General features: G+C 43.0%; 29 protein-coding genes and 1 riboswitch. Of the genes, 19 read left to right on the forward strand and 10 right to left on the reverse strand.

The genetic code is table 11. From position 1 onward, the window contains the following. Positions 1-221 precede the first annotated feature (221 nt). From P403_RS0110820 to P403_RS0110830, 3 genes are all read right to left on the reverse strand, one after another. Positions 222-782: a TetR/AcrR family transcriptional regulator gene (locus P403_RS0110820; RefSeq protein ID WP_029332655.1), complete on the reverse strand. Its 561-nt coding sequence runs from the start codon at positions 780-782 to the stop codon at positions 222-224. Further along, positions 769-3,126, reverse strand: a complete 2,358-nt coding sequence (locus P403_RS0110825) for a YhgE/Pip domain-containing protein (protein WP_029332656.1) — start codon at positions 3,124-3,126, stop codon at positions 769-771. The genes P403_RS0110820 and P403_RS0110825 overlap by 14 nt, the downstream gene beginning before the upstream one ends. 200 nt (positions 3,127-3,326) lie before the next feature. Continuing rightward, positions 3,327-4,292: a quinone oxidoreductase family protein gene (locus P403_RS0110830; RefSeq protein ID WP_029332657.1), complete on the reverse strand. Its 966-nt coding sequence runs from the start codon at positions 4,290-4,292 to the stop codon at positions 3,327-3,329. Between the two features lie 101 nt (positions 4,293-4,393). Between P403_RS0110830 and yidD the strand changes: the two genes are divergently transcribed. Beyond that, on the forward strand, positions 4,394-4,678 hold the full coding sequence (gene yidD / locus P403_RS0110835) for a membrane protein insertion efficiency factor YidD (RefSeq protein ID WP_029332658.1): 285 nt from the start codon (positions 4,394-4,396) through the stop codon (positions 4,676-4,678). Between the two features lie 114 nt (positions 4,679-4,792). On the opposite strand, the gene P403_RS0110840 is transcribed toward yidD, so the two are convergent. Both P403_RS0110840 and P403_RS0110845 read right to left on the reverse strand, forming a co-directional pair. Next, complete coding sequence (locus P403_RS0110840) at positions 4,793-5,182, reverse strand: tautomerase family protein (RefSeq protein ID WP_029332659.1); 390 nt, start codon at positions 5,180-5,182, stop codon at positions 4,793-4,795. 59 nt (positions 5,183-5,241) lie between these two features. Further along, on the reverse strand, positions 5,242-6,726 hold the full coding sequence (locus P403_RS0110845; protein ID WP_084157663.1) for an aldehyde dehydrogenase family protein: 1,485 nt from the start codon (positions 6,724-6,726) through the stop codon (positions 5,242-5,244). Between the two features lie 194 nt (positions 6,727-6,920). On the opposite strand from P403_RS0110845, the gene P403_RS0110850 reads away from it, so the two are divergent. From P403_RS0110850 to P403_RS0110875, 6 genes are all read left to right on the forward strand, one after another. Beyond that, positions 6,921-8,126, forward strand: coding sequence for a DUF2254 domain-containing protein (locus P403_RS0110850; RefSeq protein ID WP_029332661.1), 1,206 nt, complete (start codon positions 6,921-6,923; stop codon positions 8,124-8,126). 61 nt (positions 8,127-8,187) lie between these two features. Next, positions 8,188-8,670, forward strand: a complete 483-nt coding sequence (locus P403_RS0110855; protein WP_029332662.1) for a DUF456 domain-containing protein — start codon at positions 8,188-8,190, stop codon at positions 8,668-8,670. Between the two features lie 181 nt (positions 8,671-8,851). Then, a complete protein-coding gene (locus P403_RS0110860; RefSeq protein ID WP_034801465.1) occupies positions 8,852-10,195 on the forward strand; it encodes a hemolysin family protein in 1,344 nt (447 codons plus the stop codon). A gap of 140 nt (positions 10,196-10,335) precedes the next feature. Next, the gene (locus tag P403_RS0110865) at positions 10,336-10,776 is read left to right on the forward strand and encodes an Ohr family peroxiredoxin (protein WP_029332664.1); all 441 of its coding nucleotides are present in this window, start codon (positions 10,336-10,338) and stop codon (positions 10,774-10,776) included. 24 nt (positions 10,777-10,800) lie between these two features. Continuing rightward, complete coding sequence (locus P403_RS16605) at positions 10,801-10,962, forward strand: hypothetical protein (RefSeq protein WP_160167778.1); 162 nt, start codon at positions 10,801-10,803, stop codon at positions 10,960-10,962. A 25-nt stretch (positions 10,963-10,987) separates the two neighbouring features. Then, positions 10,988-11,500: a type 1 glutamine amidotransferase domain-containing protein gene (locus P403_RS0110875; protein WP_029332665.1), complete on the forward strand. Its 513-nt coding sequence runs from the start codon at positions 10,988-10,990 to the stop codon at positions 11,498-11,500. A gap of 53 nt (positions 11,501-11,553) precedes the next feature. Here P403_RS0110875 and P403_RS0110880 read toward each other — a convergent pair whose 3' ends face one another. Beyond that, positions 11,554-11,961, reverse strand: coding sequence for a VOC family protein (locus tag P403_RS0110880; RefSeq protein ID WP_029332666.1), 408 nt, complete (start codon positions 11,959-11,961; stop codon positions 11,554-11,556). Positions 11,962-12,221: 260 nt separating this feature from the next. On the opposite strand from P403_RS0110880, the gene P403_RS0110885 reads away from it, so the two are divergent. The 7 genes from P403_RS0110885 (at position 12,222) to P403_RS0110915 (ending at position 18,572) form a co-directional block, all read left to right on the forward strand. Then, positions 12,222-13,694, forward strand: coding sequence for a murein hydrolase activator EnvC family protein (locus tag P403_RS0110885; RefSeq protein WP_029332667.1), 1,473 nt, complete (start codon positions 12,222-12,224; stop codon positions 13,692-13,694). A 204-nt stretch (positions 13,695-13,898) separates the two neighbouring features. Next, positions 13,899-15,185 (forward strand): murein hydrolase activator EnvC family protein, encoded by a 1,287-nt coding sequence (locus P403_RS0110890; RefSeq protein WP_029332668.1) that lies wholly within the window; start codon positions 13,899-13,901, stop codon positions 15,183-15,185. Positions 15,186-15,246: 61 nt separating this feature from the next. Then, a riboswitch (TPP riboswitch) is annotated at positions 15,247-15,357 on the forward strand. Positions 15,358-15,473: 116 nt separating this feature from the next. Beyond that, on the forward strand, positions 15,474-16,286 hold the full coding sequence (thiD, locus tag P403_RS0110895) for a bifunctional hydroxymethylpyrimidine kinase/phosphomethylpyrimidine kinase (RefSeq protein ID WP_029332669.1): 813 nt from the start codon (positions 15,474-15,476) through the stop codon (positions 16,284-16,286). Further along, entirely contained in the window at positions 16,264-17,034 is a 771-nt protein-coding gene (gene thiM, locus P403_RS0110900) for a hydroxyethylthiazole kinase (protein WP_029332670.1), read from the forward strand. Before thiD ends, thiM begins: the two co-directional genes overlap by 23 nt. Next, positions 17,024-17,662, forward strand: a complete 639-nt coding sequence (thiE, locus tag P403_RS0110905; RefSeq protein WP_029332671.1) for a thiamine phosphate synthase — start codon at positions 17,024-17,026, stop codon at positions 17,660-17,662. The genes thiM and thiE overlap by 11 nt, the downstream gene beginning before the upstream one ends. A gap of 20 nt (positions 17,663-17,682) precedes the next feature. Beyond that, the gene (locus tag P403_RS0110910; protein WP_029332672.1) at positions 17,683-18,120 is read left to right on the forward strand and encodes a hypothetical protein; all 438 of its coding nucleotides are present in this window, start codon (positions 17,683-17,685) and stop codon (positions 18,118-18,120) included. Positions 18,121-18,206: 86 nt separating this feature from the next. Then, the gene (locus tag P403_RS0110915) at positions 18,207-18,572 is read left to right on the forward strand and encodes an ArsR/SmtB family transcription factor (protein WP_029332673.1); all 366 of its coding nucleotides are present in this window, start codon (positions 18,207-18,209) and stop codon (positions 18,570-18,572) included. Positions 18,573-18,662: 90 nt separating this feature from the next. Here the strand turns inward: P403_RS0110915 and P403_RS0110920 are convergent, their stop codons facing one another. Next, complete coding sequence (locus P403_RS0110920; protein WP_029332674.1) at positions 18,663-19,271, reverse strand: CHASE3 domain-containing protein; 609 nt, start codon at positions 19,269-19,271, stop codon at positions 18,663-18,665. A 241-nt stretch (positions 19,272-19,512) separates the two neighbouring features. Further along, positions 19,513-20,382 (reverse strand): YitT family protein, encoded by an 870-nt coding sequence (locus P403_RS0110925; protein WP_029332675.1) that lies wholly within the window; start codon positions 20,380-20,382, stop codon positions 19,513-19,515. Between the two features lie 129 nt (positions 20,383-20,511). Between P403_RS0110925 and P403_RS0110930 the strand changes: the two genes are divergently transcribed. Both P403_RS0110930 and P403_RS0110935 read left to right on the forward strand, forming a co-directional pair. Next, positions 20,512-21,123 carry a hypothetical protein gene (locus P403_RS0110930; RefSeq protein WP_152638916.1) on the forward strand — a complete coding sequence of 204 codons (612 nt, stop codon included), beginning with the start codon at positions 20,512-20,514 and terminating at the stop codon, positions 21,121-21,123. Between the two features lie 189 nt (positions 21,124-21,312). After that, positions 21,313-22,149 carry a formate/nitrite transporter family protein gene (locus tag P403_RS0110935; protein ID WP_029332677.1) on the forward strand — a complete coding sequence of 279 codons (837 nt, stop codon included), beginning with the start codon at positions 21,313-21,315 and terminating at the stop codon, positions 22,147-22,149. A 49-nt stretch (positions 22,150-22,198) separates the two neighbouring features. Here the strand turns inward: P403_RS0110935 and P403_RS0110940 are convergent, their stop codons facing one another. Beyond that, a complete protein-coding gene (locus P403_RS0110940) occupies positions 22,199-22,618 on the reverse strand; it encodes a DUF1232 domain-containing protein (RefSeq protein ID WP_029332678.1) in 420 nt (139 codons plus the stop codon). Positions 22,619-22,716: 98 nt separating this feature from the next. Here P403_RS0110940 and P403_RS0110945 point away from each other — a divergent pair, with 98 nt between their 5' ends. Beyond that, a complete protein-coding gene (locus tag P403_RS0110945; protein ID WP_029332679.1) occupies positions 22,717-23,940 on the forward strand; it encodes an aminopeptidase in 1,224 nt (407 codons plus the stop codon). Positions 23,941-24,027: 87 nt separating this feature from the next. Here P403_RS0110945 and murB read toward each other — a convergent pair whose 3' ends face one another. Next, the gene (murB, locus tag P403_RS0110950) at positions 24,028-24,939 is read right to left on the reverse strand and encodes a UDP-N-acetylmuramate dehydrogenase (RefSeq protein WP_029332680.1); all 912 of its coding nucleotides are present in this window, start codon (positions 24,937-24,939) and stop codon (positions 24,028-24,030) included. Positions 24,940-25,239: 300 nt separating this feature from the next. On the opposite strand from murB, the gene P403_RS0110955 reads away from it, so the two are divergent. Together P403_RS0110955 and P403_RS0110960 are read left to right on the forward strand one after the other, a co-directional pair. Continuing rightward, entirely contained in the window at positions 25,240-25,755 is a 516-nt protein-coding gene (locus tag P403_RS0110955) for a GNAT family N-acetyltransferase (RefSeq protein ID WP_029332681.1), read from the forward strand. 25 nt (positions 25,756-25,780) lie between these two features. After that, positions 25,781-26,233 (forward strand): GNAT family N-acetyltransferase, encoded by a 453-nt coding sequence (locus P403_RS0110960; protein ID WP_029332682.1) that lies wholly within the window; start codon positions 25,781-25,783, stop codon positions 26,231-26,233. Positions 26,234-26,289: the final 56 nt, after the last annotated feature.

Genomic DNA, 26,289 nt, shown 5'->3' on the forward strand with positions numbered 1-26,289 from the left:
AAAATAAATGTTTCGGAAAAAGGAATTACTGATTCATTTTGAATCAGGCGAATCGATATAAGAATAGGCGGAATTGGGTGAAGAAGCTGTATCGTGATTTTTTTCTTGTTCTGAAGGATGAAAAAGATATTCCGCCTAGTCAAACAGTATGTCACTTAGAAGAGTGAACACAGACAAAAAAAGAATGACTCTTCCTTAACAGGAGAAGTCATTCTTTTTGATTACAGTAGCTTGAGCATCGCTTGACTGATGATTTTTAGGTCAAGTTCATCGCCGATCAATGGCCATTCGGCAATCAAAGCGATATACGTTCGAAACAGTAGAAACGCTGTTACATCAATCGGGATTCCAGAGGAACTGACATCTAGCCCGAGGCGTGTTTCGAGTAAGTTTTTAATATAGTCAACAACATGTTTTTCAATGCGGGTCCGTAACTCCTGCATCTCTTGTAGCTTTAAGTTGTGCGTCTCTTCTGTAATTTTTAAGATGAATAAATGTTGCTGTTGATGATTAACAATTGCATCAATCATCGCCTGTTTATTGGCTTCCACGCTTGCACCTTCGACGTAAGCATTCTCAGCTTCCGTTCGCATCTCTTGTAACACGAAGGTTACGAGAGATTCAAACAAATCAAGCTTACTTTCGAACAGCTGATAAACAGTTGGTTTTCCAACATGGGCCCGCTTTGCAACACGTTCAATCGTTGTTCCCTTATAACCGAGCTCAGAGAAACAATCCATTGCCGCATTTAAGATGACTTGTTCTTTTTCAAGCTGCGTCATGTGCTTTTCTCGCTTTCGTCGAAAGCAAAATACGTTTAGCACTTAAAGCACCTACGAAGACAAGGACTAACGCTCCGGCTAGAATCGATCCGAGGACTAGACTATTAGAAGCAAGGGCATCTGTGACACCGAGTCCAAGTGCTTCACGGAACCCACTGACTGAATACGTCATCGGTAGGAACGGGTGAATATACTGGAAGAAGCTTGGTGTCATTTCGACTGGGAACGTACCACCACTACCACCGATTTGGAGGAGTAATAGCAGGAACGCGGCGAATTGTCCAACGCGGCCAAATAACATCGTCAGAGCGAATAGCAAGGTAATGAACGTCATCCCGGTCAAGGCGGCGAAGCCATAGAGGGCAGGAACGCTTGCGACAGTTGAATCGAGGACGTAAACGATAGCAGTCGCGGCGGCAACCCCTTGCAATGCACCGATTGGTAAAATCAATGAAAGTTTACCAACGAGGAAGCGCCATGATAACGTCTCTCCGTGTGCTGGACGAATTTGATAGACCGAAGAGAACATCAACGCACCTGCGAATAACGCGATACTTAAGATATAAGCAGACAATCCAGAACCGTAGTTACTAACGGTCGAGTAGTCATGTTCTTTTAATACGACAGGCTCAGCGAGCATGTTGTCGCGATCGTTCGAAGGTTTGACCGTCGCATCTTTTGCACCTTTTCCAAGCTCATCTTTCAACGTTTTTGCCCCGTCAGCGAGTTTGGAGTTACCATCTGCTAAACGTGAAGCACCGTCTGTCAATTGACCGGCCCCAGATGAGAGTGCTACCGCACCGTCTGTCAGTTGACCAAGTCCTGAGTTCAGGCTTCCCATTGCCGTACTGGCATCGTTTGTACCAGTCGCAATTTTTTGGGCACCGGCAGTTAACTGTGTACTACCGTCAGCTGCTTTATGAACACCATCTGTATACGTCGTTAAACCTTGGTTGAAATCAGTTTGACCTTGTTCCAAGTCTTTTGCACCTGAAAGCAGTTTGTTTTGACCTTGTTCCAAATCTTTTGCGCCTGAAAGTAATTTTACTAGACCATCATCAAGTTGCGAGACGGCAGATGCGATGCTTTGTCCACCGACTGCTAACTGATTAATTTTATCTGTCGCATTGTTGGCAGCAGCAAGACTAGCATCGAGAGCCGTTTCTTGTTGCGCGAGACTCTGAACATTCTGTTCCATCGTCGCAATCGATTCAAGTAACGTACTTTTTTCTTCTTCCGATAAATTCTCAGAAGAAGAAATGACCCCCTTGATTGTCGCGACATTAGCTTCAATTGCTTCACGTCGATCGCTTAAATCTTGTTTTAAAGTTGCAGCGGCACTGTTCAAGTTTGTAATCGTCGCATCAACTTCCTGTGCTTTTTCATTCAGTTGATTGAGTCCGGCATTAAATTTCGGAAGATTGCTATCTAACTCTGATGCACCAGCAGAAGCACTCTCAATACCTTGACGCAGTTGAGTTGATCCGGCAGAAGCCGATTCAAGACCTTGACGAAGTTTAGTAGAACCAGCTTGCAGGTCAGTTGATCCTTTAATGAGTTTACCGCTATTGTCATCCAGTTGGTTCAGACCACTCGATAACTCACCAGATTTCTCAGCGAGCGTCTGAGCACCATCGTTAAGTGTGTTGAGACCTGTCGAGAGTTGAGACGAACCATCCGCTGCCTTTGCTAAGTTCGTTGACAAGTCGTTTGTACCATCTGTCAGTTTGCCGAGATTCGTCGTAAGCGTTTTGGCACCGTCTGTCGTTTTGTTGGCACCATCTTCAAGCTTCGACGAACCTTCTGAGGCATCTTCAAGACCTTGCGCGATTTTTTTAAGGGCTCCGAAGATGGCACTGCTGTATTGTTTCGTTACGGATTTTCGAATTTTTTCATTTAACTGTTTAGCGGCATTACTTGAAATCTGTGTCCCTGAGTAGTTCTTCGCAGGGTTCAAATAATACTCGAGTTCAATTTTTTTAGGATGTTCATCGAGTAAGGTTGTCGCATTCTTTGAAAAGTTTTTTGGAATGACGACCGTCATATAGATTTCCCCGGAACGTAACTGTTTTTCGGCTTCTTTACTTGAAAGAAACTGCCAATCAAAGTCATCGTTCTTTTTTAATTTTTTGATGAATTGATCCCCGATATCAATTTTTTCACCTTCATACTTGATCGTCTTGTCTTCATTTACGATGGCCACTTTAATATCTTCTGTCTGACCGTACGGGTCCCAGAATGCAGATAGGAAAATGGAGTTGTAAAGAAAGGGAACAAGAATGATTGCCAAGATGACAATCACCATCATCGGGCTTTTTAATTTTTTCCATTCTGAGCGAAACATGAATATAAATCCCCTTTTGAAAACTTAAAACTAATTTGAGTTTTCGGTTTTGATGAGATTTACTCTACTCTCTTTCAGAATAGAAAGCAATTCATTTAATCAAATCTTTACTATTTTGTAATGACTGACTGTGATTGATTTTAAAAGAGATAGTATTTAATGTAGGAAAAAATGAGACATGCTTCAAAAAACGAGCGTCTTTAAGGAATCAAGAGGATTTTCCCTGTACTTTTTCGACTCTCAAGATAATCATGGGCACGTGCTCCCTCAGCGAGTGGGAATGAAGTTGGATTTGATACATGGAGCTGATTTGAAATCACCCAACTGAACAGCTCACCCGCCCGTCGAATCCGTTCTTCGTCTGATGTGAGAACATTCCACAAATCACCGCCTGTAAGTGTTTTTGATGTATCCATTAAAAAGCGAGGGTCGACTGCGACGGGATCTCCACCGGTCATTCCGTAAAACACGACGGTTCCTCTTACTTTTGTGACGTCAAAACTGTTCATTAATGTTGTACCAATGGATTCATAGACGACATCGACACCACGATTATTCGTTACTGTCAGAATTTGCTCAACCCAGTCGTCCGAATAAAGAAAAACTTCTTCGCATCCATTTTCTTTTGCGATGAGTGCTTTTTCTTTGGAAGAAGTCAGTCCGATTGGAACGGCTCCATGCGAATGAACGATTTGAGTCAGGAGTTGTCCGACACCGCCAGCTGCTGCGTGAATCAAAACAAGATCGCGTGGTTGAATCGCGTAGCTGTCACGTGTCAGGTAATGGGCTGTTAATCCTTGTAGGAGCAGGGAAGCACCGACTTCAAAAGAAATCTCGTCAGGGAGCGGGATGACACGGTCGGATGGAGCGGCAACCTGTTCTGCGTTCGCATTCGGTACATCGGCAAAGGCAACACGCTGACCGACGTTAAGTCCGGAAACGTCTTCCCCGATCTGAGTGATGATACCAGCACCCTCATATCCTAAAATATAGGGAGCGGCTCCTTCTAAGTGATAATTCCCTTTTCGGCGGTAGATGTCAGCAAAATTAAGCCCGATTGCTTTCATTTCAATTAAGACCTCGTGAGATTGGATAATGGGAGCAGGAACTTCTTGATACGTGAGGACGGAGGAGTCTCCGAATGAACTGAACGTAAGAGCCTTCATATGAAACACATCCTTTTAGTAGTAATGGATTTAACATAAATCATCTAAACTGATATAAGTGCAGGAATGCGTTAAGATGGAGAAAAAGAGGGTGGAGTATTATGAAAAAAGTTATGCTTGGAGGCATTCACTTTTATCAAAAAGTAATTTCTCCGATGAAACCAGCGACCTGTCGCTTTTATCCGACATGCTCGCATTATGGAAAAGAAGCAATTGAACAGCATGGTGCCATTAAAGGTGGATACTTGACGACACGTCGCATTTTACGTTGCCAACCGTTCCATCCGGGTGGACTCGATTTTGTTCCGGAAACGTTTAGTTGGAAAGCACCGCTGCAGCGAGAGAATCCAAAAGAACGAGAGAATGATGAAGAAACGGTTGATTGAGAGCGGTCTCTGATTTTACATGCGAACGGTTGAGATGGATGATTCATACAAGTAAAAAAGACCTAATTTCCTTTTAGGAATTAGGGCTTTTTGATGAAATAAAGTATTTGGAATTTACAACTTTCCAGTTAAGAATTGTGCTTCACCCATCCCGAAACTCCAGTCAGCGGCATCGTTTTCGACGATTGACACCATCAAATCGCTTGGCGCGAGACCGCAGTTTGCTTCAAGGCGTTCTGCGAGTAAGCGGTAGAGGGTTTGTTTTTTCTCTTGCGTCCGCGATTTACTTGTAACACTAATCAAAACAAGGTTATGTGTCCGTTCGAAACCGAGTCCTGTATCTTGAATAATCATTTCGTGCTCTTTATGTGTATGGACGATTTGGTAACGATCGCGTTCCGGTACATCAAAAGCTTCGACCATCGCATCATGCGCTGTATCGAGGAGCAGTTTGAGTTCTTCTTCGTTTCGTCCTTCAATTACATCAAAACGTAATAATGGCATTCGTGACACTCCTTTTAGATAGTATGTAAAAAATGCGGGCATTGCCCGCATTTTTTATTTTATTCGAAGAATGGTTTGTATTGGCGACGTTCGTGCATGACAGATACCCATTGAACCGTTGAGAACTCTTCGAGTACCCATTCACCGTTGAAACGACCAAGACCTGAGTCTTTTTCGCCACCAAACGGCATATGTGGTTCATCGTTGACGGACTGATCATTGATGTGAATCATTCCTGTTTCAACTTGAAGCGCAAATTCTGTTGCACGTTCGATTGAAGAACCATGAACCGCACCACTTAACCCGTATGGGAGTGAATTTGCAAGTTCAATCGCATGTTCGTCATCTTTGAATGGGATGATGACTGCGACAGGTCCGAAAATTTCGTTTTTAGCGAGTGGCATATCGTTCGTTACACCAGTTACGACTGTTGGCGCGATAACGTTTCCGTTTGCTTCACCACCGACGCGAACTGTAGCACCTGCAGCTTTTGTTTTTTCGATTTCTTCCATAATACGATCGACTTGCGATTGATTAATCAATGGACCGACTTGTGTACGGTCTTTTGATGGATCGCCAAACTGTAGTTCTTTAACACGAGCGACGTATTTTTCAACGAATTCATCGTGAATCGAATCTGCGACAAGAATTCGGTTCGTTGACATACAAATCTGACCTTGGTGGTAGAATTTGCTGTAGACAGCAGACTCGACGGCACGATCGAGATCAGCATCGTCAAGAACGACGAAGACGTTGTTACCACCGAGTTCCAATGCAGTTTTCTTCAGGTGTTTCCCAGCAAGTTCACCAATATGGCGACCAACTTCAGTTGATCCAGTGAATGAGATTAAACGTGGAACTGGGTGTTCAACGATTGAATCGCCGATTTCAGAACCGCGACCGACGATGACGTTTAAGACACCTTTTGGAAGACCTGCTTTTTCAAATAGGCTAGCGAAGATTAATCCACCTGAAACAGGTGTATCAGTCGCTGGTTTGACGACGACGGCATTCCCGATTGCGATTGCTGTCGCGATTGAACGGATTGCTAAATGGAATGGGAAGTTCCAAGGGCTGATGACACCGATAACACCCAGTGCTTTCCGGTAGATGCGGTTTTCTTTACCCGGTACGACAGATGGGCGAATTTCACCATGCATCCGAAGTGGGAACGTTGCTGCTTCTTTAACGATTAAAACCGAAGCAAGGAATTCGCCTTCAGCTTTGATTCGTGTACTACCTGATTCTTTAATTAACCAGTCAATGATTGTTTCTTTTTCTTCGTACATGACTTTCAAGAACTGTTCAATCAATCCTTGGCGTTGAAGAGCCGGTGTTTTTGCCCACTCTTTTTGAGCGATTTTTGCTGCTTGATAAGCTTCGTCCAAATCGTCATTATTTGCAGCTGAAATTTCAAATAGTGTTTCCCCTGTGAAAGGATTCGTATTTTCCATGTTGCTGTCACTTGCGCCTTTGCGCCACTGACCATTGATGAAGATTTTTGTGAAATCAGTTTTCAGAGCGTTCTCGTTTGTCTGTTGCATGAGTTTTCATCTCCAATTCTTTTTTGATAACAATTAAGTTATTCACGTTATGAAAAGAAGTAAAACACAATCTGACACTTTCACAAAATAAAGTGACTCAGCTTTAATTGAAAAAGAAGAAGGATAAAGGTTTCAGTAGATGAAGAAACAGGAATTAAAAAATATAGCAATATATCAAGAATGGAGTTGGGCTGATGAAGCGATTGAAGCTGATTTATCAAGAGACAAACTGGTGGTGGCCTTTGCTGTATGGGGTAGGTGGCGCCTTTTTGACGGCATGTGTCCTCGCGACAGATTTATATTTAAAAAACTACTTTCCGGATGATTGGAAAACAACGCTCGATTTAGGACGAACAATTCATAGTTCTGTCTTTACTGGTTTATTGACGATGATGACCTTTGCCTTCTCGACAATCCTCGTTGTCTTGACGACCTATTCCTCACAGTTCTCACCACGAACATTACCGAACTTCATCGAAAATCGACAAGTTCAACATATTTTCGGGATTTTCATTGGTGCAGTTACGTATTCGATTACAATGTTGTTTTTCGTTCGCCCCTCTTTACGAGGAAGTGTCGTTGCGTCTGCTGTTGCTGTCCTCGTCGTCTTAATTTCAATCATTGCCTTCGTTGCTTTCATCCATATCGTTAGCCAATCGATTCGTGTGACGACATTACTGGATCGTTTGCATCGAGAAGGCATTCAATTGATTGAGGAACAAATCGATAATTTGAAAGCGGAAAAACATCATTTTATTTCTGATGGGTATGATTCGCTTCAATATCCAATCGTCGCGTCAGAGTCTGGTTACTTACAATTGCTTGATTACGGAGCATTGGCGAAAGAAGGAATGAATATTCAAATCGATATTACGATTGGAAGTTACGTGACAAAAGGACAGGCAATCGGTACGGCGAACGAAGAAGGTGTCGAATCGGGAATTATCATTGGACCAACACGTTCTTCCGTGCAAGATTTTACATTCGTCATCCAAAAGTTATCTGAAGTCGGATTACGCGCAATTTCTCCAGGAATTAACGATCCGAATACGGCGCGACACGCACTTCGACAAATCGGTGACCTGCTACGCAATTTTGCGATGCTTCCGGATGGTAGTCTGTTAATCGGCGGTGAAGGCTCTGTCATCGTTAAACGCGTTACTTTCTCGGAATTACTATACGAGACGTTTTATCAACTGCGACACTACGGACAAGAAGATATTTCTGTGCTTGCAACGATGTTAGAGTCACTCGAGAGCGCGAAACGAAATGCCTTGTCCGAACATCGGGCGACGATTCAAACGTTTATCCCGTTCGTTTGTTCAGAATTGGATTGGTCTTCTTTGAATGACTGGGATCGTGTGCATCTCGAAAAGGTCTTAGAAAAAGCGCTTGCTTGAAACTTAATTCGTATCTTACGCGTAAATTAAGAGGAGAGAACAAAGAAAGTAGGAGATATGTATGACGATTTTACTTTGGATTCTGATTGCGGTCTGTTTCATAGCTAGTTTTGTAGGACTTGTTTACCCAATCATTCCAAGTGCGCCGTTACTCATCGTCGGTTTTTTGATTTATGGGTTCGGTTTCGGATTTACCGAGTTAACGATTAGTTTTTGGGTCATTCAGTCGGTATTTATCATTTTATTATTCACGCTCGACTATTTAGTAAGTTCTTATACAGTCGACCGGCGTGGTGGATCACGTGCGGCTAAAATTGCAACGACAGTCGGATTGATTGCAGGACCGTTCATTATTCCTGGTGTGGGTCTGTTGATTTTCCCGTTTGTTTTTGCGATTTTAACAGAAAAAATCATCAGTAAAAAGACGTGGAATGAATCAATGTCGATTGGTATCGGAACGGTTTTAGGCATTTTATCAAGTGCATTATTAAAAGGGATTGCCATGCTCTTAATGATCGTCGTCTTTATCTTGTACATTGTTTGACCTAAAAGAAAGGTTGCTTCAAGTACACATTTAGTGTAAGTTCCGTTATAGTATGAATATAAAAAAGAGGAGAAGCTTATTTTTATGAAAGCTTCTTTTTTATGCAAAAGCTCAAGCCGAGCTTAATTAAATGGAGGTGAATCCCCTTCTCTCGGGGAAACGATTGGACAGTACACATGCAATGGAGACATTCGACACAACAACGATTATTATCAGGCTTCTCATTATTGGATTATTAATTGTTTTGACAGCATTTTTTGTAGCGGCAGAGTTCTCGGTCGTAAAAATGCGGATGTCTCGAATCGATCAATTGATTACAGAAGGAAATAAAACAGCAGTCATCGCCAAAAAATTATTAGAAAATCTCGATTATTATTTATCAGCATGTCAACTTGGGATTACGGTGACAGCACTTGGTCTAGGGTGGCTAGGAGAGTCAACGGTAGGTGCAATCCTAGAAATGCTCTTCACAGAAATAGCGTTACCCGATTCGGTTTCTACGATTGTTTCGTTTGTCTTAGCCTTTTCAATCGTCACATTCCTTCATGTTGTTTTAGGTGAGTTAGCGCCAAAGTCGTTAGCAATCCAAAAAACAGAAGCGATTACGATGTTGCTTGCACCACCTCTTTATTGGTTTGGACAAGTAATGAAGCCATTCATTTGGATTTTGAATGGGTCAGCACGAGTCTTTCTTCGCTTGTTTGGTGTAGAACCGGCAGGGCACGAAGAAGCGCACTCGGAAGAGGAAATCAAAATCATCATGACACAAAGTTATAAGAGTGGCGAAATCAATCAGACGGAACTGTCTTACATGCAGAACATTTTTTCTTTTGATGAACGGATTGCAAAAGATATCATGTTACCGCGAACGGACTTGATCACGATTTCGAATGATGCGTCGATGGATGAAATCATTTCGCTCGTCGAAGAATACCAGTTCACACGTTACCCGGTCGCCGAAGAAGGGGACAAGGATAAAATTCTTGGTTTCATTAATGCGAAACAACTCTTTACTGATCATATGGCAAACAAAGGAAAAGCGTTAAGCTACTACATCCACAACTTGCCGATCGTCTCGGAGTATTCACCTTTGCAAGATGCGATGTTGAAAATGCAAGTCGAACGGACACCGATGGCTCTAGTCATTGACGAGTATGGTGGAACAGCGGGTGTCATTACGATGGAAGATATCTTAGAAGAAATCGTCGGGGAAATCCGTGATGAATTCGATAAAGATGAGAAAGCCGACATCGAACAGATTCATGAGCGACTGTATCGAATTTCCGGACGTGTCCTAATCGATGACTTGAACGAACGGTTTAACCTCGGAATCGAGGAAGAAGATATCGATACAATCGGTGGTTGGGTGATGGCGCAAGATACGGAAGTGTCGAGCGGTCAAGAGTTCCGTTATGAAGACTATACGGTCAAAGTGATGGAAGTCGATAATCACCAAGTAAAATCGATTTATCTACAACTTCCTGAAAAAGAATCCACTACACCAACTGAAGAAGAAATTATGTAAAACAAGGCGCCCACAGGGTGACCTTGTTTTTTTCTTGATAAAAGGCTTAGAGAATTTGTTTATACTCTGGCAGTCAGTGGTATTACTGTTTATGTGGCAAAAAAAAGTTACTCAAACCAGAGGAAAAGGGGTTCTATTTCATGACTAAAACAATTCTTACTTCACGCGCGGCGGCAGTAGGGGGCCGTGATGGAAAAGTCTCTTCTGACGATAACGTCATTAATTTAGATTTAGTAATGCCTGGTACAAAAGGTAAAGAAGATATTCCGACATCAAACCCAGAGCAACTATTCGCGGCAGGATACGCGGCATGTTTCGATGGTGCATATAACTTAATGGCACGCCAAGCAAAAAAACGTGTCGAAACACGGACGAACTCAGAAGTGAGTCTTTTACAAGACGAAGCAGATAACGGCGTTAAGATCGCAGCGAAACTCGTTGTAGAAGTCGTTGGCGTTTCGCAAGAAGAAGCAGAAGAGTTACTTGAAAAAGCACACGGTTTCTGCCCATATTCTAAAGCAACGCGCGGTAACATCGATGTCGATTTATCTGTTAAAGTAGTCGACGCACTTAGCGAATAAGTTTTCGTAGCGGAGGGGTTCATAATGGCACATGAAACGGATCGTTCACGTGAGTTATTAGAAAATGAACAGAAGCGTTTGACGGAACAAGAACGTGAATTATCGCCAGAACAACAAGAAGAGATTCTTAAAGGCAAAGAACAAATGCCGGATGATCCAGCTATAGCAAGAGAACAAGGTAACTGATTTTATAACTTGGGGGATGATTTTAATGGGTAAAAAAGTAGCAGTTGTACTCGCGAACCACTTTGAAGATGTCGAGTTCACAGGACCAGTCGACGCATTAAAAGAGGCAGGTCATGAAGTGACAGTCATCGGTTCAGAAAAAGGCGCAGAACTCGTCGGTAAACAAGAGGAAGCAAAAGTCACGGTTGATGTAACGATTGATCAAACATCGCCGGCAGACTATGATGCGCTGTTGATTCCGGGCGGATTCTCACCAGATTTATTACGTGAAGACGACCGTTTTGTCTCTTTCGTAGAAGAGTTCGATATGTCGAAGAAACCGGTCTTTGCGATTTGTCATGGTCCACAATTGATGATTAACGCTAAAATCGTTAAGGGACGCAAGATGACAGGATACAAATCAATCCGGGTCGATTTAGAGAATGCTGGGGTTGATTTTGAAGACACTGAAGTCGTCGTTGATGATAATTTCGTCTCAAGTCGTCAACCAGATGATATTCCGGCGTTCAACCGTGAAATGTTAGCGAAACTCGCATAAGTTCATGCAAAATAAATCCCCTTCACAGGTCGTGAAGGGGATTTATTTTTGCGTTAAGCGTTTGGATAATCGCAAAGCTCAGTGATGACCCCGTGCGAATGCCTCGGATTCATGTAAATTAAACGACGGCCAAAAGGCGTTGACCGGTACGTATCTTCGAGGAACGTAAGTCCCTGTTCTTTTGCATCGAGAATCGCTTGATCTAAATCGTCAACGCGGTAGGCGATGTGATGTACCCCTTTACCACGTTGTTTTAAGAAACGAGCAATGGGGCTGTCAGCGCTTGTTGGTGTCAGTAGTTCAATATGTGCATCTTCAAATTCAATGACAGCGATATTCGAAGCCACGCCTGGAGCGGGATTTGAATATTCACGGACTAATTTCCCGCCTAAAATTGTTGTATAAAAAGTAATGGCTTCTTGCATATCACGGACGGCAATACCAGTATGATCAAGTTTCACTATAATTCCTCCCTTACACCACTAGTGTGACAAAACTTCCCTCGAGGTGCAATGCGCAGGCATCTTCACTAAAAGATTTTCAACGTATTACATAATTAACCAACAAACTTATACAAAATGAAATCTCACTGAAATATAATAGAGGCAAAATGAATGCTATAATCAAAAACGTTCTTATAAATTTTAAACATTAAAATGAAATTTAAATAAAGCATACTTTTGACTACAATAAAATTATAGAGAAAAAGAGGGAATACTACATGAAAAAAACGTTCGCGTCGCTCATCGTTTCCGCACTTGTCCTTTCATCAACTCCTCATTTTGCATCAGCAGATGATTTAAGTGAACAAAAAGCCAAAAACGAACAAAAGCAACAAGAAAACCAAAATACACAAAAAAATCTTGAGTCTTCTGTGAATCACGAAGGTGAGAAGATTTCGAAGACACAACAAGAAGTGAATCGTTTAGACGAAGCATTAAATGAAAAAATGTTTGCCGTCGAAGCAAAAGATCGTCAAATCAAGGCGACAGAAGCTGAAATCGTTGAACTCGGTAAACAAATCGAGAAGTATAAAGCAAAATTAAAACGCCAAGAAGCATTGTTAGGTGACCGTTTACGTGTCATGCAGGAAAACGATGGTAACTCAATCAAATGGGAAGAAGTCATCTTTGGTTCAAAAGATGTCGGCGATCTTGTCAGCCGTGTGTTAGCCGGAAAATCCATTTCGCAACAAGATGATAAGATGATTACGGATTACCGCAATACACAAAAAAAATTAGCAAATGCTCAACAAGAGTTAAAAGATAAAAAAGTAAAACTTGTGACAGAGAAAAAAGAATTAAAACGTCAGCAAGCAGAACTTGAACAGCAAATCAGTGAACGAAACAAACGCATTAAAGAACTTAAGAAGCAAAAAAAGAAATTTGAGACACAGTTGATGGACGCGAAGGAAGTTCAACAAATCTTGATTGCGCAAGAAAAAGCAATCGCGGCAGAAAAAGCGGCACGTGAACGTGAAGCACGGATTGAAAAAGAGCGCAAGGCACAAGAAGCACGAGAAGCAAAAGCTCGTGCTGAAGCTCAAGCGGCACAAGCAGCAGCCGATCAGGCAGCGGCAGAAAAGGCAGCAGCTGAGCAAGCAGCAGCAGAAAAAGCGGCAGCCGAGCAAGCAGCAAAACAAGCAGCTCGTCAAAAAGCAACAACGAATTCAACAAAACAATCAACACCGGCACCAGCGCCGGTAGCACCAAAACCAGCGCCGGTAGCACCAAAACCAGCACCAGTAGCACCGAAGCCAACTCCGGCTCCAGCTGCATCTTCAGCATTGTTCATTCATCCGACAAGTGGTGCGACTACACAAGGATACGGCTCAGCAAGTGGTGAAAATGGATACGGATTCCATAATGGCATCGACTTTGGTGCACCGGTTGGAACACCAATCGTCGCAGCAGCAACAGGAACTGTCATTACGGCTTCTAGCAGTGGTCCTTACGGGAATCACATTATGATTGCTCACCAATTGAACGGAAAAACGTATACGACGGTTTACGCACACATGAGTTCATTGAATGCGCGTGCAGGACAACGTGTCAGCCAGGGACAACAAATCGGTGCACTTGGTAGCACGGGTAACTCGACTGGACCACACTTACACTTCGAAATTCATGTCGGCGGGTATATCTACAGTGGAACAGGCCCTGCAAATAGTGTTAATCCTATGTCAATGTTATAAAATCGTAAAAGAACTGCTACATTGTAGCGGTTCTTTTTTTGTACAGCTTAAATAATTAGTTGTTATATTACAAAATAACGTTTTCATTTGAAACGTAAATGAAATTTTTCTGAAACTATTACGATGCTATAATCAATTTCAGATAGTTTTACTACGAAACATGACTTCAAAAATCGAATTCATACATAAGCGAGGAACTCACATATGCTAAAAAAGTTATTTTCTACCGTACTATTAGGGACGTTATTATTGACGAACACCCCAATCACTCAAGCGGCTACAATTAAAGAAAAGAAAGCAGATAATGCAGCTGAGCAACGTAAGCTAGAAAAATCAATCAAAAAACAAGAATCTAAAATTTCAAAAGAGCAGCGTCAAATCAATGTGATTGATGCAGCAATCAATGAAAATATTTTCCGTGTCTCGGAAAAAAATAAACAGATTCGTCAGTTGAATGAACGAATCGAAGAGCTTGAGGCAGACATTATTCATTATGAAGAAATGTTGAAACGCCAGGAAGAGCTGTTAGGAGACCGTCTTCGTGTGCTTCAAGAAAATGATGGAAATTCTATTAAATGGGAAGAAGTCATTTTTGGTTCGAAAGACCTTGGTGATCTCTTTAGTCGTGTGATGGCAGGGAAAAAAATTGCTGAACAAGATGACAAGATGATTTCTGCTTATCTTGAAACGCAAAAAAAATTAGCGGATGCTAAAGCGACGCTCGTGGATAAAAAGGAAGAGCGAGTGAAAGAAAAAGAAGCCCTTTTAGTTCAAAAAAAGGAACTCAAACAGCAAATGAAAGCACGTAGTGCAACCTTAAAAAAATTACGTCAAGGTAAAACAAAATTTACGACAAAACTTCTGAATGCAAAAGAACTTCAAGCGACATTAGAAGCGCAAGAACGTGCGATTGCGGCAGCGAAGGCAGCAGCGAAGGCAGCAGCTAAAGCAGCAGCGGAAAAGGCAGCAGCTGAAAAAGCGGCAGCGGAAAAGGCGGCGAAAGCGGCAAAATCAAACAGCAAGAAGACGTCTGATGAGATTGTAAGTGCTACGCCAGTCGCTAGTGTTCCGAGCGGTTCGGCGCAGTTCGTTCGCCCGGCTTCAGGAAGTGTTTCACAAGGATTCGGACCAGCAAGTGGTGCGAATGGGTATACTTTCCATAACGGTGTCGACTTTAGAGGGTCAGTCGGATCATCAATCGTCGCAGCAGCTTCAGGAACGGTCATCACAGCAGGAAGTGGTGGGCCGTACGGAAATCATGTCATGATTTCACATTTCTTGAATGGAAAAGTGTACACAACAGTTTACGCGCACATGAATTCATTGTCAGTTCATGCGGGGCAAACAGTCTCACAAGGACAACAAATCGGTACGCTCGGAAATACGGGAAACTCGACAGGGGCACATCTTCATTTTGAGTTGCATATTGGTGGTTACCAATACAGTGCGACAGGACCAGCCAATACAGTTAATCCATTAGCGTACTTATAAAAACGAGCTTCGGCTCGTTTTTTTTATGACGCTATGCTACAGTGAAAGGGAAATTTAAATCATGAGCAACTAGGGGAGCTGGAGGAATCTGGCTGAGAGGAAAACCATTCTGTTTTCGACCCTATCACCTGATCTGGATAATACCAGCGTAGGAAAGTTGAGATCGAAGACATGAATAAGTGACCACACTCGTTGGTTTTTCATGGCGTCGTCTGCTTTTTTACAGCGGACGGCGCTTTTTTTCGTTCCGCTTTCTCCTTGTGCTCTCATAGAAAGTGAGGTCTATCGATGAAACATGTACTGACGATTGCTGGATCAGACTCTAGTGGTGGAGCTGGAATTCAAGCCGACTTAAAAACTTTTTCTGCTCTTGGGGTTTACGGGATGAGTGTAATTACTGCCATCACAGCGCAAAATACGTTAGGCGTACAAGCAGTTGAAGATGTATCACCAACGCTTGTCGAAGCCCAGTTGAACTCGATTTTTAGCGATATTCGTGTAGATGCCGTTAAAATTGGGATGGTCTCGAATGAAAAAACGATTCAAGTTATTGCGAAATGTTTGAAGCATTATAAGGGACCGGTCGTTTTAGACCCCGTGATGGTCGCAAAAGGGGGGCATGCCCTGTTAAAGGAACATGCTGAACAAGCATTAATGGAGCACTTGATGCCGCTTGCAACCGTGACGACCCCGAATATTCCGGAAATGGAACGCATGTTAGGGCAAGCGATTTCGACAGTTGATGAAATGAAGCTGGCGACGACGGAATTCGCACAAAAACGAGATATCGCTATCTTGTTAAAAGGCGGTCATCTCGAAAGTATTGATGCCTCGGATATTTTATACACGGAAGGGATGTATCATCTGTTTCAAGAGGCACGATTAAAACGCCAGCATACACATGGGACAGGATGTACATTATCTTCCGCGATTGCGGCACGTCTTGCGCTGGGAGATTCCCTGAAGGATAGCGTGATTTATGCTAAACGGTACGTAACTGAAGCAATCCGGCATGGATTTGCCTTAGGGAACGGAATCGGACCGACACATCACTTTTATGACATTTGGAGGGAAACGGATGCTTACAACCATTCACGATAAAAAACCATTAATTCATCATTTAACGAATGCGGTCACGATTAATGAGTGTGCCAATATGACCCTTGCGCTCGGGGGTTCACCTGTCATGGCTGAAGATATCCTAGAAGTCGAAGAAATGGTTGGACATGCAGATGCTGTCGTTATCAATATCGGGACACTGAACGCAGCTTCACGAGCGTCGCAATTGTTGGCAGGTCAAACGGCTAACCGATTGAAGAAACCGATTATTTTAGATCCAGTCGGAATGGGGGCGACTACACTTCGGACACAATTCACAAAAGAGTTACTCGAAGCAATTCATTTTACGGTCATTAAGGGGAACGTCTCTGAAATCAAGACGCTCATCGGTCAAGTCGGACGTTCTAAAGGAGTCGATGTCGCTTCAGGAGAGACATTAGATTTTCAAGTCGTCCATGAGTTTGCTGGACGGCTCGGGACGACTCTCGTCGTAACGGGACCAGTTGATTTCATTACAGACGGCAAGCGACAAGTAAAACTAACCGTAGGAACGCCACGACTCGGATACATTACAGGGACCGGTTGCATGACGGCATCGCTCATCGGAACCTTACTTGGAGCAGGGTATGATGCATTCGAAGCAGCGACCTATGGGACGTATTTAATGGGAAAAGCGGGTGAAGTCGCAGATGAAGCAGCGGGACTCGGTGATTTCCGGATGGGGTTGTTCAACGCAATCAGCTTAACTACAGAAGAAAGTTTGAAAGGGGTATTGACCAGTGGAGAATGATTACACGGTTTATGCGGTAACAGATCGGCGCTTTCACCCGGACGTTGCCTTGATTGATGCGGTCGAAGCAGCAATAAAAGGTGGCGCGACGATGGTCCAGCTTCGTGAAAAACAGGCGCAAGGGAAAGAATTTCTCGAACAAGCGAGCGACTTGAAGAAAATGATGTCTCGTTACGGCGTCCCACTCATCATCAATGACCGGATTGATATCGCACAAATCGTCGGTGCAGGTCTGCATATCGGGCAAGAGGACATCCCTTTGCGGGAGGCACGTAAGCTGTTACCGGAAGCCACGATTGGGGTTTCTGTCTCGACCGTTGAACAGGCGATCGAAGCAGAGCAAGACGGGGCAACTTATCTTGGCGTAGGGTCACTCTATCCAACGGCGACAAAAAACGATGCGAGTCAGATGACAAACGAAACACTCCGGGCGATTCGCCGGGCTGTTTCCCTTCCGCTCGTCGGAATTGGTGGAATCACACATCATGTGGTGCCCGACTTATTCGAGATGCTTGAAGGATATGCTGTCGTCTCTGCCTTATTCGCAGCACCAGATATTGAACGTGCGGCACGAGAGTTCAAGGAGGCGGTTCAGACTGCGCGTCAAATAGTATCAGACCGGGTATAATCACTGAAGAGGTGATGCACGTGAAATGGCAGGTCATTCGCTTTCGGGGAGGCTGGATTCGGTATCGCATCGAACCACAAATCATTCGAATCGACAATCGCGGAAAGTATCATTTAGGTTGGAAATTGTTTCCCTATCCGAATCGTTATGCATTTGAATTGGCGGTTTTGTTAAAAAACAAACACCGACAACGATATAAACGGCCGCTGTTGATTAAAACGGCATCCATCGCTACGGAAATCTGGGGCCATACACATCTCGATTTATTTTATCGGGTGATGTTACAAGTACCGTTACCACGCTTCCTATCGAATCGATATAAGGAGCGATTGCGAAATACAAGTATTATCGATATCGGTGTACGGGCTGTCGATACTAATCGAATCGTTTGGGATATCGGGAATCGATTAGGGGGATGGGCAGTTTTTCGTACAATCCAAAAAAAGCATCGGAAATGAATCTTCACCTCGCGAATCATCGTAGTCATCTTACTTGCATTTGTTGTTTTAGGATGGTGCAATAGTTTGGAGGAGAGGTGAAGACAGTGGAGGCACCACGCTGTGAGACGATTGCGATCGATAAAAAACGTGCGACTGAAATTGGTCATGCCGTTGAGAAAATCCCGACGCTTGAGATTGGGAAATTGTTTAAAGTGTTATCAGACGCAACGCGTCTACGAATCGCTTATGCATTGACGGTCGAGCAAGAACTGTGTGTTTGTGACGTATCGGCATCAGTTGATTGTTCGATTGCGACGGCTTCGCATCACTTAAGAACGTTATTGAAACAAGGTCTCGTCAAATATCGTAAAGAAGGAAAAGTTGTCTATTATTCACTTGATGACCATCATGTCTCGTCGTTAGTTCATTTGGCAATGGAGCATGTGAATGAAGGAAAGGCTTCTTCTTGAGAAAAATATAAAAAAACGCACCGCAGTCCGATAAAGAACTGCGGTGCGTTTTTTAGCTTTTTCACGAAGCTAATCGTATGAAACAACAGATCATTTGATTCGATGGAAGAGCGTGATGGTCACACTGATGAGTAGAAAGGCTAAAATGGATAGACTAAAGCACATCCGTTTATAGGATGCTGTCACGAGCGCCGTATTTTCGAGTTCTTGATCTAATTCGGTATACAATTGATCTTTAACTTGAGCAAGATCTTCAAGAATGGTCTGCGTGGTCTGTGTCGATTGTTTCGCTAAAACGGTAGCTGCTTGTGAACCATTTGTTTCATAAAGCCTAAAAACGGTATCGATTTCTTTTTCCCAAGCATTGTTACGGGCTAACAAATCTTTAATCGGTACGGGTGTTTCGTTCGAAGCATTGAGCACACGGCGTAAATCATGAATTTTGGTCGTGCAGAAGTAGTATTGTTCAATGTAGCGGTCGTCTTCATAAAGCAATAGGCCGCGAACGGCATTTGCCCGATCTCGATTGTATTCGACGAGTTGGTCGACTTGTTTAATCATCGGGATATCATGGGCGTGCATTTCTTCTGTCATTTTTGAAATGGTACGATAACCTGTCAAGGCATAGATGAGAGGAATCGAAGCGAACAAACTGACTAAAAGAATGAGAGAGATGCGGTAGCGCCAAAGTTTATTCATGCAATCATTCCTTCGTAAGCTAACTGGTAATGTCACTAGCTTAACCACTAATTCCCAAAAAGTGAAGAGTTATCTACTTTTTAGGGGAACATCTTATAGTTACAGGGATTCAATCGTTTTGTGATTTGAGATGAAACCTGGAGCGTTACCAAACGTAGACGTATATGATGGGTCAGCCTTTGTTTACAAAAAACAACCCACCTCATGACAGGGGGTTGTCGTTTCATCGTGTGCGGTTCATTTAAAAAGAGTAGGAATGTTCTTTGTAATTTCCAAAGACGGTATGAATCTCAGAGAAGGTGACGAAGGCATTAGGTTCGACAGAGGAAACAATTTCCTGAAGACGAACGATTTCATTATTCTGCACGACGACATAAACCATCTTCTTTGTCCGGTTGGAATAGCCACCGCGCGCATCGAGAATCGTGACACCACGACCGAGTTCTTTTGTGATGACGTCGTTGATTTCATCTGCTTTTTCACAAATGATAATACATTGTTTAGAAGCAGAGTAAAAACTATAGACCGTTTGCAACGCCTTGGCGCGAACGAAGCTCATAATTAATGCATACATAACATGTTTTAAGTCGAAGACTAACCAAACTAAGATATAAATCACTAAATCCTGCATTAAAAAAATACGCGGGAGCGGCCAGTTATGGAAGCGGGCATAAAAGAACTTTCCGAGGATGTCGAGTCCACCTGTCGAAGCGCCGCCAAAGAAGATTAATGCCATGGCGAGTCCAGAAACTAACCCTGCAAAAATGGAGGCGACGAGAGGGTCGTTTAATGACTCGGGAACCACTTGTGTTGGAATCCAATCAATTAAAAATGAAGAAATAAGGACGATAATTCCTGAAAGTAGCATGAATCGTTTTCTTAAGAAGCGAAAACCAAGTAAGAAAAGCGGGATATTCAAGACAAGTTGGGTCAGTCCGATGGGCGTATTGAACAACTCTTGGAAAATAAGTGTGATTCCCATGATGCCGCCAGATCCAATGTCATTTGGAGATAATAAAAGGCTGATATAAAGGGAGTAAAGAAGTGTACCGATTAAAAGGAAACTGATTTTTTCCGTTCGTTTTTTCTTGCTCTTTTGTTTAGTCTTCATTGTGATTGATGAGAAATCCTCATGCTCCTCCTTAGTAAAGTATCTGCCTGCAAGAGTACGCCTATATAGCATTAAATTCAACCCCTCAACTGAAAAATGTCGTAAAAAGGTGACGCGGGTCGAAAGGAATTGAGTGAATTGAAAAAAATCCTTTTATTTTTATGCTGTGCGCTCATTGGATTAAGTACAGGTTCCATTTTTATGTTGCATTACTCGAAGGAATCCCCTGACAATAAGTGGCGTGATGGAGCACTGGTCACCCGATATGTCGGAACATCGGTTACAAATACAAATGCAATGACAGGATTCATTGAACGATTTCCATTTTCAGACGCACTTAAACAAGTACAGATTGAAGGGACTACCGTCTTCTTACGTTATGAAGTGACGGGTAAATCCAGGAAAGAATGGGTCGGGACAAATCACGAATGGATTGACCCGTCTTCACCCTCTTTTATCAAAAGTCGATTTTCGCAACTCGTCATGCACCATACGCTTGCTCTTTTTCTAGCGATTCCTAATGTAATGACAGTTGAAATTCAATATACCGATCCTGTATCAATCCTTCAATTTAAAATCACGCGTACTGATTTTGAAGGGTATACACCACGCGATATTGAGCGAGCTTCGACGTCCACTAACCGCTTTAATCGTGTAGTCATTGACGACTATGTATTAGTTGAATCAAGACGAAAATCCTTTTTGGAATACTTCCGTTCACAACTCAAAATATACCCGTAAAGTAGTTGTATCTAGCAAGAAAAAGCTTTTTTCACAAACTTGACACAATGGTATCGTTTACATGTCATTCTTTCGTAAAAACCTTAAATAAAGGGTAGGCAGGGGTTGAACATCTTATAAGATGGAAGTATGATAATAAGTGAACAAACATTGTGAAGTGTTGAACAAGAGGGAAGTGAGGTTTCTACAATGAATGAAGTAGAAGCATTAGAAGGGCTAAGAAATAAAGCGGTTAAATCAACTAAAATGCTACAAATGCGTCCACTCGAGTATTTAGTTCGTGCCATGCTTGCTGGGGTATTCATCGGTTTTGCTATCATATTTACACTCAAAGCAATCAACGGACTTTATCTAAATGAATCGGCTGCGACGACACTTGTCGGTGGATTAACATTTGGTGTTGCGCTCGTCTTAATCGTCTACGGCGGTGCAGAACTGTTTACAGGAAATACGATGTATTTTACGACGGCGACGATGCGTGGATACACTACGAAAATGGATACGTTTAAAGTATGGACGATTTGTTTAATCGGTAATGGTCTCGGAGGACTTGCCTTCGCGTTACTCTTTTCGCAAACTGGAATCATTCAAGAGTTAGGCGCAAACAACTGGTTGTTCGCTGTCTCTGAATCGAAAATCCATCACTCGACGTGGGAAATCTTTACGCGAGCAATCTTCTGTAACTGGATGGTTTGTTTAGCGATTTTCATTCCGAAAAACATGAAAAATGAATTGGCACAAATCATGATGATGATGATTTTAGTGGCTGTCTTCTTCGCATCAGGTTTTGACCATGTCATTGCCAACATGGCATTGTTCTCAATCGCGCTTGTCGTACCTCACCCAGAGGCGATTTCATTTGCCGGAGCAATCCATAACTTAATTCCTGCTCTCTTCGGGAACATCATCGGTGGAGCACTCTTCATGGGAATGGTTTACACATGGTTGAACAAAGAAAAGCTGGAAGTGGATCAATCAAAACAACAAGCTGCGACAATCAACATCGTGACGAAAAAAAAAGCATAAAGAAAAGGTAAGGTAGCGACGGATTTTCCCGTCTCCCTTACCTTTTTCTTTATTCGAGATGTTGGAAGCGATCGACATCTGCTGCGAGTTCTTCATAAATCGATTCGACGATTTGAGCATCATCGAACAGACCGAGTACATTTTCGTCAGGTAATGCATCAACTGGGGAAGTAAAATAGAGCACAGCCGTCAACAATAATTGTTCTTGTTCTTCCTTCATCGAAAAACGTTTTTGATAAAGTGCACGTAACATCTCAAGTAACTGTTTAAGTTGGAAATACAGCACGAGTTCTGCTTCACGTTCGATATCAGAACCTTCTTCTGAAGCGATATCTTTCGTTAAATGTGCTAAACCAACTTCTCCTCGAATCAATAAGTCTTCCTGTGCCTTGTGATCTCCGACTAACGCCAATGCTTGACGGTGGAAATAGGTGTAAGCGGATTTAAAATCTCCTGGTACGAATTCCATGTTCAACACTCCTTCTCTACATCTAGTTTCACCTTATTTCTTGCAAAATTGCAACTCTTTCGTGAAAATAAGAGTAAGAGACGAAAGGGGATTACATAATGCCGACTCAAGAACAACTCAAAAAGTATGCAGCACTCGCTGTACGTACAGGAATCAATTTGCAATCCGGTCAGCAATTAGAAATTCGTGCTGGCATCGAAAATGCACCACTCGTTCGTGAAATCACACGTGTCGCTTACGAAGTAGGCGCATCGAACGTTTATGTGCAATGGTCAGATGATGAAATGACGAAAATCCGTTATTTCGATGCACCAGAAGATTCGTTCGACGCATTTCCAGAGTGGTTAAAAGCACGATTCGATCAGTTAGCTGACGAAAAGACAGCATTCTTATCTGTCGTCAGTGAAGATCCAGATCTTTTAAATGGAGTCGAGTCAAGTCGCATCGCGCGCGCGAACAAAGCGGCAGGTGTCGCACTAGCCAATTGGCGTAAATTCGTCATGAGCGATAATGTAAGCTGGTGTGTCGTTGCTGCGCCTTCAGATGCTTGGGCGGCTAAGGTATTCCCAGACTCGGAAAACGCCGTAGAAGAGCTGTGGGATGCGATTCTAAAGGCAACCCGTGTCGATCAAGCAGACCCGGTCGCTGCATGGGAGAAACATGATCACAACCTCCGCACGAAAGCGACATTCTTGACGGAGAAAAAATATAAAACACTGCATTACTCGGCACCAGGGACGGAATTATCGATCGAGTTGCCAGAGCGTCATGTATGGCTCGGTGGTGGTGGACCGAATGCGGACGGTGTTGATTTCATCGCGAACCTTCCGACGGAGGAGGTCTTTACGTTACCGAAGAAGACAGGAGTCAACGGTCATGTCTCGAGTACGAAGCCACTCAGCTACAGCGGAAACTTGATTGATGGCTTTACACTTTGGTTTGAAGATGGGAAAATCGTCAAAGCAGAAGCGAAACAAGGTCAAGCGGCATTAGATGAGTTGATTTCACTCGACGAAGGAGCACGTTATCTCGGGGAAGTGGCCCTCGTGCCGCACCATTCACCAATCTCTGACTCGGGCATCTTATTCTACAATACGTTGTTTGACGAGAATGCGTCGTGTCACCTTGCAATTGGTCGTGCTTACTCGACTTGTCTCGAAAATGGACCAAGCTTATCAAACGAAGAACTAGCGGAACAAGGGGCAAATGATTCGATGACACACGTCGACTTCATGATTGGGTCAGCTGATATGTCGATTGATGGGGAACTAGCAGACGGTACACGTGAGCCATTGATGCGTGACGGAAACTGGTCAATTTAAGGATTAGCCGAAATAGAGGCTGAAAAAAAGTAACAGGAACGGGTACCCGTTCCTGTTACTTTTTTGTGTTTAAGGAAAGTATCCGGATTAAAGTTCTTCACCGATGATTTTTACTTCGGTCTCAAGGAGAATCCCGAATTTATCCTGCACCGTTTCCTGAACGTGGTGAATAAGCGAAATATAATCAGTCGCCGTTGCATTTTCGACGTTGACGATGAAACCGGCATGTTTTTGTGAGACTTCCGCTCCACCAATCCGTGTTCCTTGAAGCCCGCTGTCCTGGATGAGCTTTCCGGCGAAATATCCTTCAGGACGCTTAAAGACGCTGCCGCAAGAAGGGTATTCGAGGGGTTGCTTCGTTTCACGCTTATTCGTCAAATCGTCCATGACTTCCTTGATGAGAACAGGATCACCTTCCGTCAAAGAAAAACGTCCTTCGAGAATGATATATTCTTTTTTAGCGAAACAGCTTGTCCGGTATCCAAGTTCGAGTTCGTCACGTGTGATGTTTAACAGCTCCCCTTGGCGTGTTAAAACCGTCGCGCTCTGAAGACAATCTTTTACTTCTCCTCCATACGCACCAGCATTCATGATGAGAGCACCACCGACTGTGCCGGGGATTCCACAAGCAAACTCGAGACCACTCAATGCATGATCATAAGCGACGCGTGAGGCTTGGATGATGGCCGCGCCGCTTTGTGCGACGAGCTCATGTTCTTCGACCGAAATATCCGTTAATTTTTCAAATGATAAGACGATGCCACGAATCCCGCCGTCACGTACGACGAGGTTCGATCCATTACCGAGTAATGTCAATGGGAGATCGTTCTCATAAGCATAGCGAACAGCAAAAGCTGTTTCTTCGTAAGACGAAGGAATGATGAAAAGGTCGGCAATTCCTCCCATTTTCGTATACGTATGATATTTTAACGGTTCATTCACTAATACAGAGTCTTCGTTTAATCCCTCGTAAAGCCCAGTCAACAACTGTTCAGTCATATAAGTTCTCAGTCCTTTTTTTATGAATTCCATTCAGCGAAAAGTACGCTCGAAATATATTTTACACTAATTACGTAATTGATGTTTAGCACATAGTTCCCAAAATACAGAGTTGACAGGAAAAATGCAAGGTTTATCCGAAAACTGTCATCGCTTAGTAATGAAAATATATATCTAGAATTCCGAATTTCGAAAGGGGAACAAGACAAAATAAGGATTTCGGGTATGAATCGGTTAGAAAAGGGGGAATTACAAATACATATATAGAAGGATGTTCGGAAAATTAGGAGGGGAATCGATATGGAGAGCGAACGTTTGAGAATGCGACCTTTTTCTCAGGAAGATTTCAACTTATATAAAGAACTCGTTCAAAATGAATTGGTGATGCAGTATATTAACGGTGGTGTTTCATTGGATGAGGCGGAGGCCCGTTTATGGTTCGACCGACAATTCGAGCGGTATGAAGATGAACGTCAGACGGGCTTTTTGCTGATTGAAAAAAAAGAGGATGAGGAACCCATCGGTTTTGCAGGACTCATCCTACAAGAAGTCGACGGAGTAGAAGAACTCGAAGTCGGATATTGGTTAAAACCGAAACACTGGAAAGTCGGATACGGGCGTGAAGCAGCGAAACGTTTGATGCGTGAGGCATTTGAACGTGGGAACGATCGTCTGATTTCAATCATTCATCCAGAAAATCATTCTTCTCAAAAGGTGGCACGCGCTAACGGATTGGATTGGGAAAAAGAAACGGTCTTTAAAGGGATACCGGTCGTCGTCTATTCATGCAGACTAACCCGTCTATTTAGAGGATAAACATTAAAACAGAGGAGCGTAATTCATGTATCATACAGAATTTATTCGGTTTAATCAGCTTGGTGGTTTGACGCTTTATCAGTTATTAAAATTAAGAACTGATATTTTTGTCGTTGAGCAGGAGTGTGCCTATTCAGAGCTCGATGATCGTGACCAGGAGGCGATTCATGCACTTGCCTATGCAGATCAGCAGTTAATCGGTTGCCTTCGAGTACTCCCTAAAAATCAATCAGGTGATGTAGCAATTGGTCGTGTCGCCGTCCATGCTGATTTTCGGTCGCACGGCATTGCACGTCGCTTGATGAATGAAGCAATCGAACACATCCGGACCCAAGAAGAAACAGGGATTTATTTGCAGGCCCAGGCCCATCTAAAAAAGTTTTATGCATCGTTTGGGTTTGAAGAGACATCTGATGTGTATCTGGAGGATGGAATTCCACACCTTGATATGCATTTATCGCTTAAAGAAGAGTATTGAATGTTCCTTTACCTAGCAACTAAAGTTCTCATCTAGGTTGGGAAGACATCTCTCCC

This window comes from Exiguobacterium oxidotolerans JCM 12280 (assembly GCF_000702625.1).
Taxonomy (GTDB): domain Bacteria; phylum Bacillota; class Bacilli; order Exiguobacteriales; family Exiguobacteriaceae; genus Exiguobacterium_A; species Exiguobacterium_A oxidotolerans.

Excerpts from the sequence above, each read along its gene's own strand:
- P403_RS0110875 (WP_029332665.1), top strand. The coding sequence starts at position 10,988 with ATGGGTAAAAAAGTAGCAGTTGTACTCGCGAACCACTTTGAAGATGTC.
- P403_RS0110920 (WP_029332674.1), bottom strand. The coding sequence starts at position 19,271 with ATGAATAAACTTTGGCGCTACCGCATCTCTCTCATTCTTTTAGTCAGT.
- P403_RS0110845 (WP_084157663.1), bottom strand. The coding sequence starts at position 6,726 with ATGCAACAGACAAACGAGAACGCTCTGAAAACTGATTTCACAAAAATC.
- thiM (WP_029332670.1), top strand. The coding sequence starts at position 16,264 with ATGCTTACAACCATTCACGATAAAAAACCATTAATTCATCATTTAACG.
- P403_RS16605 (WP_160167778.1), top strand. The coding sequence starts at position 10,801 with ATGGCACATGAAACGGATCGTTCACGTGAGTTATTAGAAAATGAACAG.
- murB (WP_029332680.1), bottom strand. The coding sequence starts at position 24,939 with ATGACTGAACAGTTGTTGACTGGGCTTTACGAGGGATTAAACGAAGAC.
- P403_RS0110925 (WP_029332675.1), bottom strand. The coding sequence starts at position 20,382 with ATGAAGACTAAACAAAAGAGCAAGAAAAAACGAACGGAAAAAATCAGT.
- P403_RS0110830 (WP_029332657.1), bottom strand. The coding sequence starts at position 4,292 with ATGAAGGCTCTTACGTTCAGTTCATTCGGAGACTCCTCCGTCCTCACG.
- P403_RS0110865 (WP_029332664.1), top strand. The coding sequence starts at position 10,336 with ATGACTAAAACAATTCTTACTTCACGCGCGGCGGCAGTAGGGGGCCGT.
- P403_RS0110890 (WP_029332668.1), top strand. The coding sequence starts at position 13,899 with ATGCTAAAAAAGTTATTTTCTACCGTACTATTAGGGACGTTATTATTG.
- P403_RS0110850 (WP_029332661.1), top strand. The coding sequence starts at position 6,921 with ATGAAGCGATTGAAGCTGATTTATCAAGAGACAAACTGGTGGTGGCCT.
- P403_RS0110855 (WP_029332662.1), top strand. The coding sequence starts at position 8,188 with ATGACGATTTTACTTTGGATTCTGATTGCGGTCTGTTTCATAGCTAGT.
- P403_RS0110935 (WP_029332677.1), top strand. The coding sequence starts at position 21,313 with ATGAATGAAGTAGAAGCATTAGAAGGGCTAAGAAATAAAGCGGTTAAA.
- P403_RS0110840 (WP_029332659.1), bottom strand. The coding sequence starts at position 5,182 with ATGCCATTATTACGTTTTGATGTAATTGAAGGACGAAACGAAGAAGAA.
- thiD (WP_029332669.1), top strand. The coding sequence starts at position 15,474 with ATGAAACATGTACTGACGATTGCTGGATCAGACTCTAGTGGTGGAGCT.
- yidD (WP_029332658.1), top strand. The coding sequence starts at position 4,394 with ATGAAAAAAGTTATGCTTGGAGGCATTCACTTTTATCAAAAAGTAATT.
- P403_RS0110960 (WP_029332682.1), top strand. The coding sequence starts at position 25,781 with ATGTATCATACAGAATTTATTCGGTTTAATCAGCTTGGTGGTTTGACG.
- P403_RS0110825 (WP_029332656.1), bottom strand. The coding sequence starts at position 3,126 with ATGTTTCGCTCAGAATGGAAAAAATTAAAAAGCCCGATGATGGTGATT.
- P403_RS0110955 (WP_029332681.1), top strand. The coding sequence starts at position 25,240 with ATGGAGAGCGAACGTTTGAGAATGCGACCTTTTTCTCAGGAAGATTTC.
- P403_RS0110945 (WP_029332679.1), top strand. The coding sequence starts at position 22,717 with ATGCCGACTCAAGAACAACTCAAAAAGTATGCAGCACTCGCTGTACGT.
- P403_RS0110820 (WP_029332655.1), bottom strand. The coding sequence starts at position 782 with ATGACGCAGCTTGAAAAAGAACAAGTCATCTTAAATGCGGCAATGGAT.
- P403_RS0110885 (WP_029332667.1), top strand. The coding sequence starts at position 12,222 with ATGAAAAAAACGTTCGCGTCGCTCATCGTTTCCGCACTTGTCCTTTCA.
- P403_RS0110860 (WP_034801465.1), top strand. The coding sequence starts at position 8,852 with ATGGAGACATTCGACACAACAACGATTATTATCAGGCTTCTCATTATT.
- P403_RS0110940 (WP_029332678.1), bottom strand. The coding sequence starts at position 22,618 with ATGGAATTCGTACCAGGAGATTTTAAATCCGCTTACACCTATTTCCAC.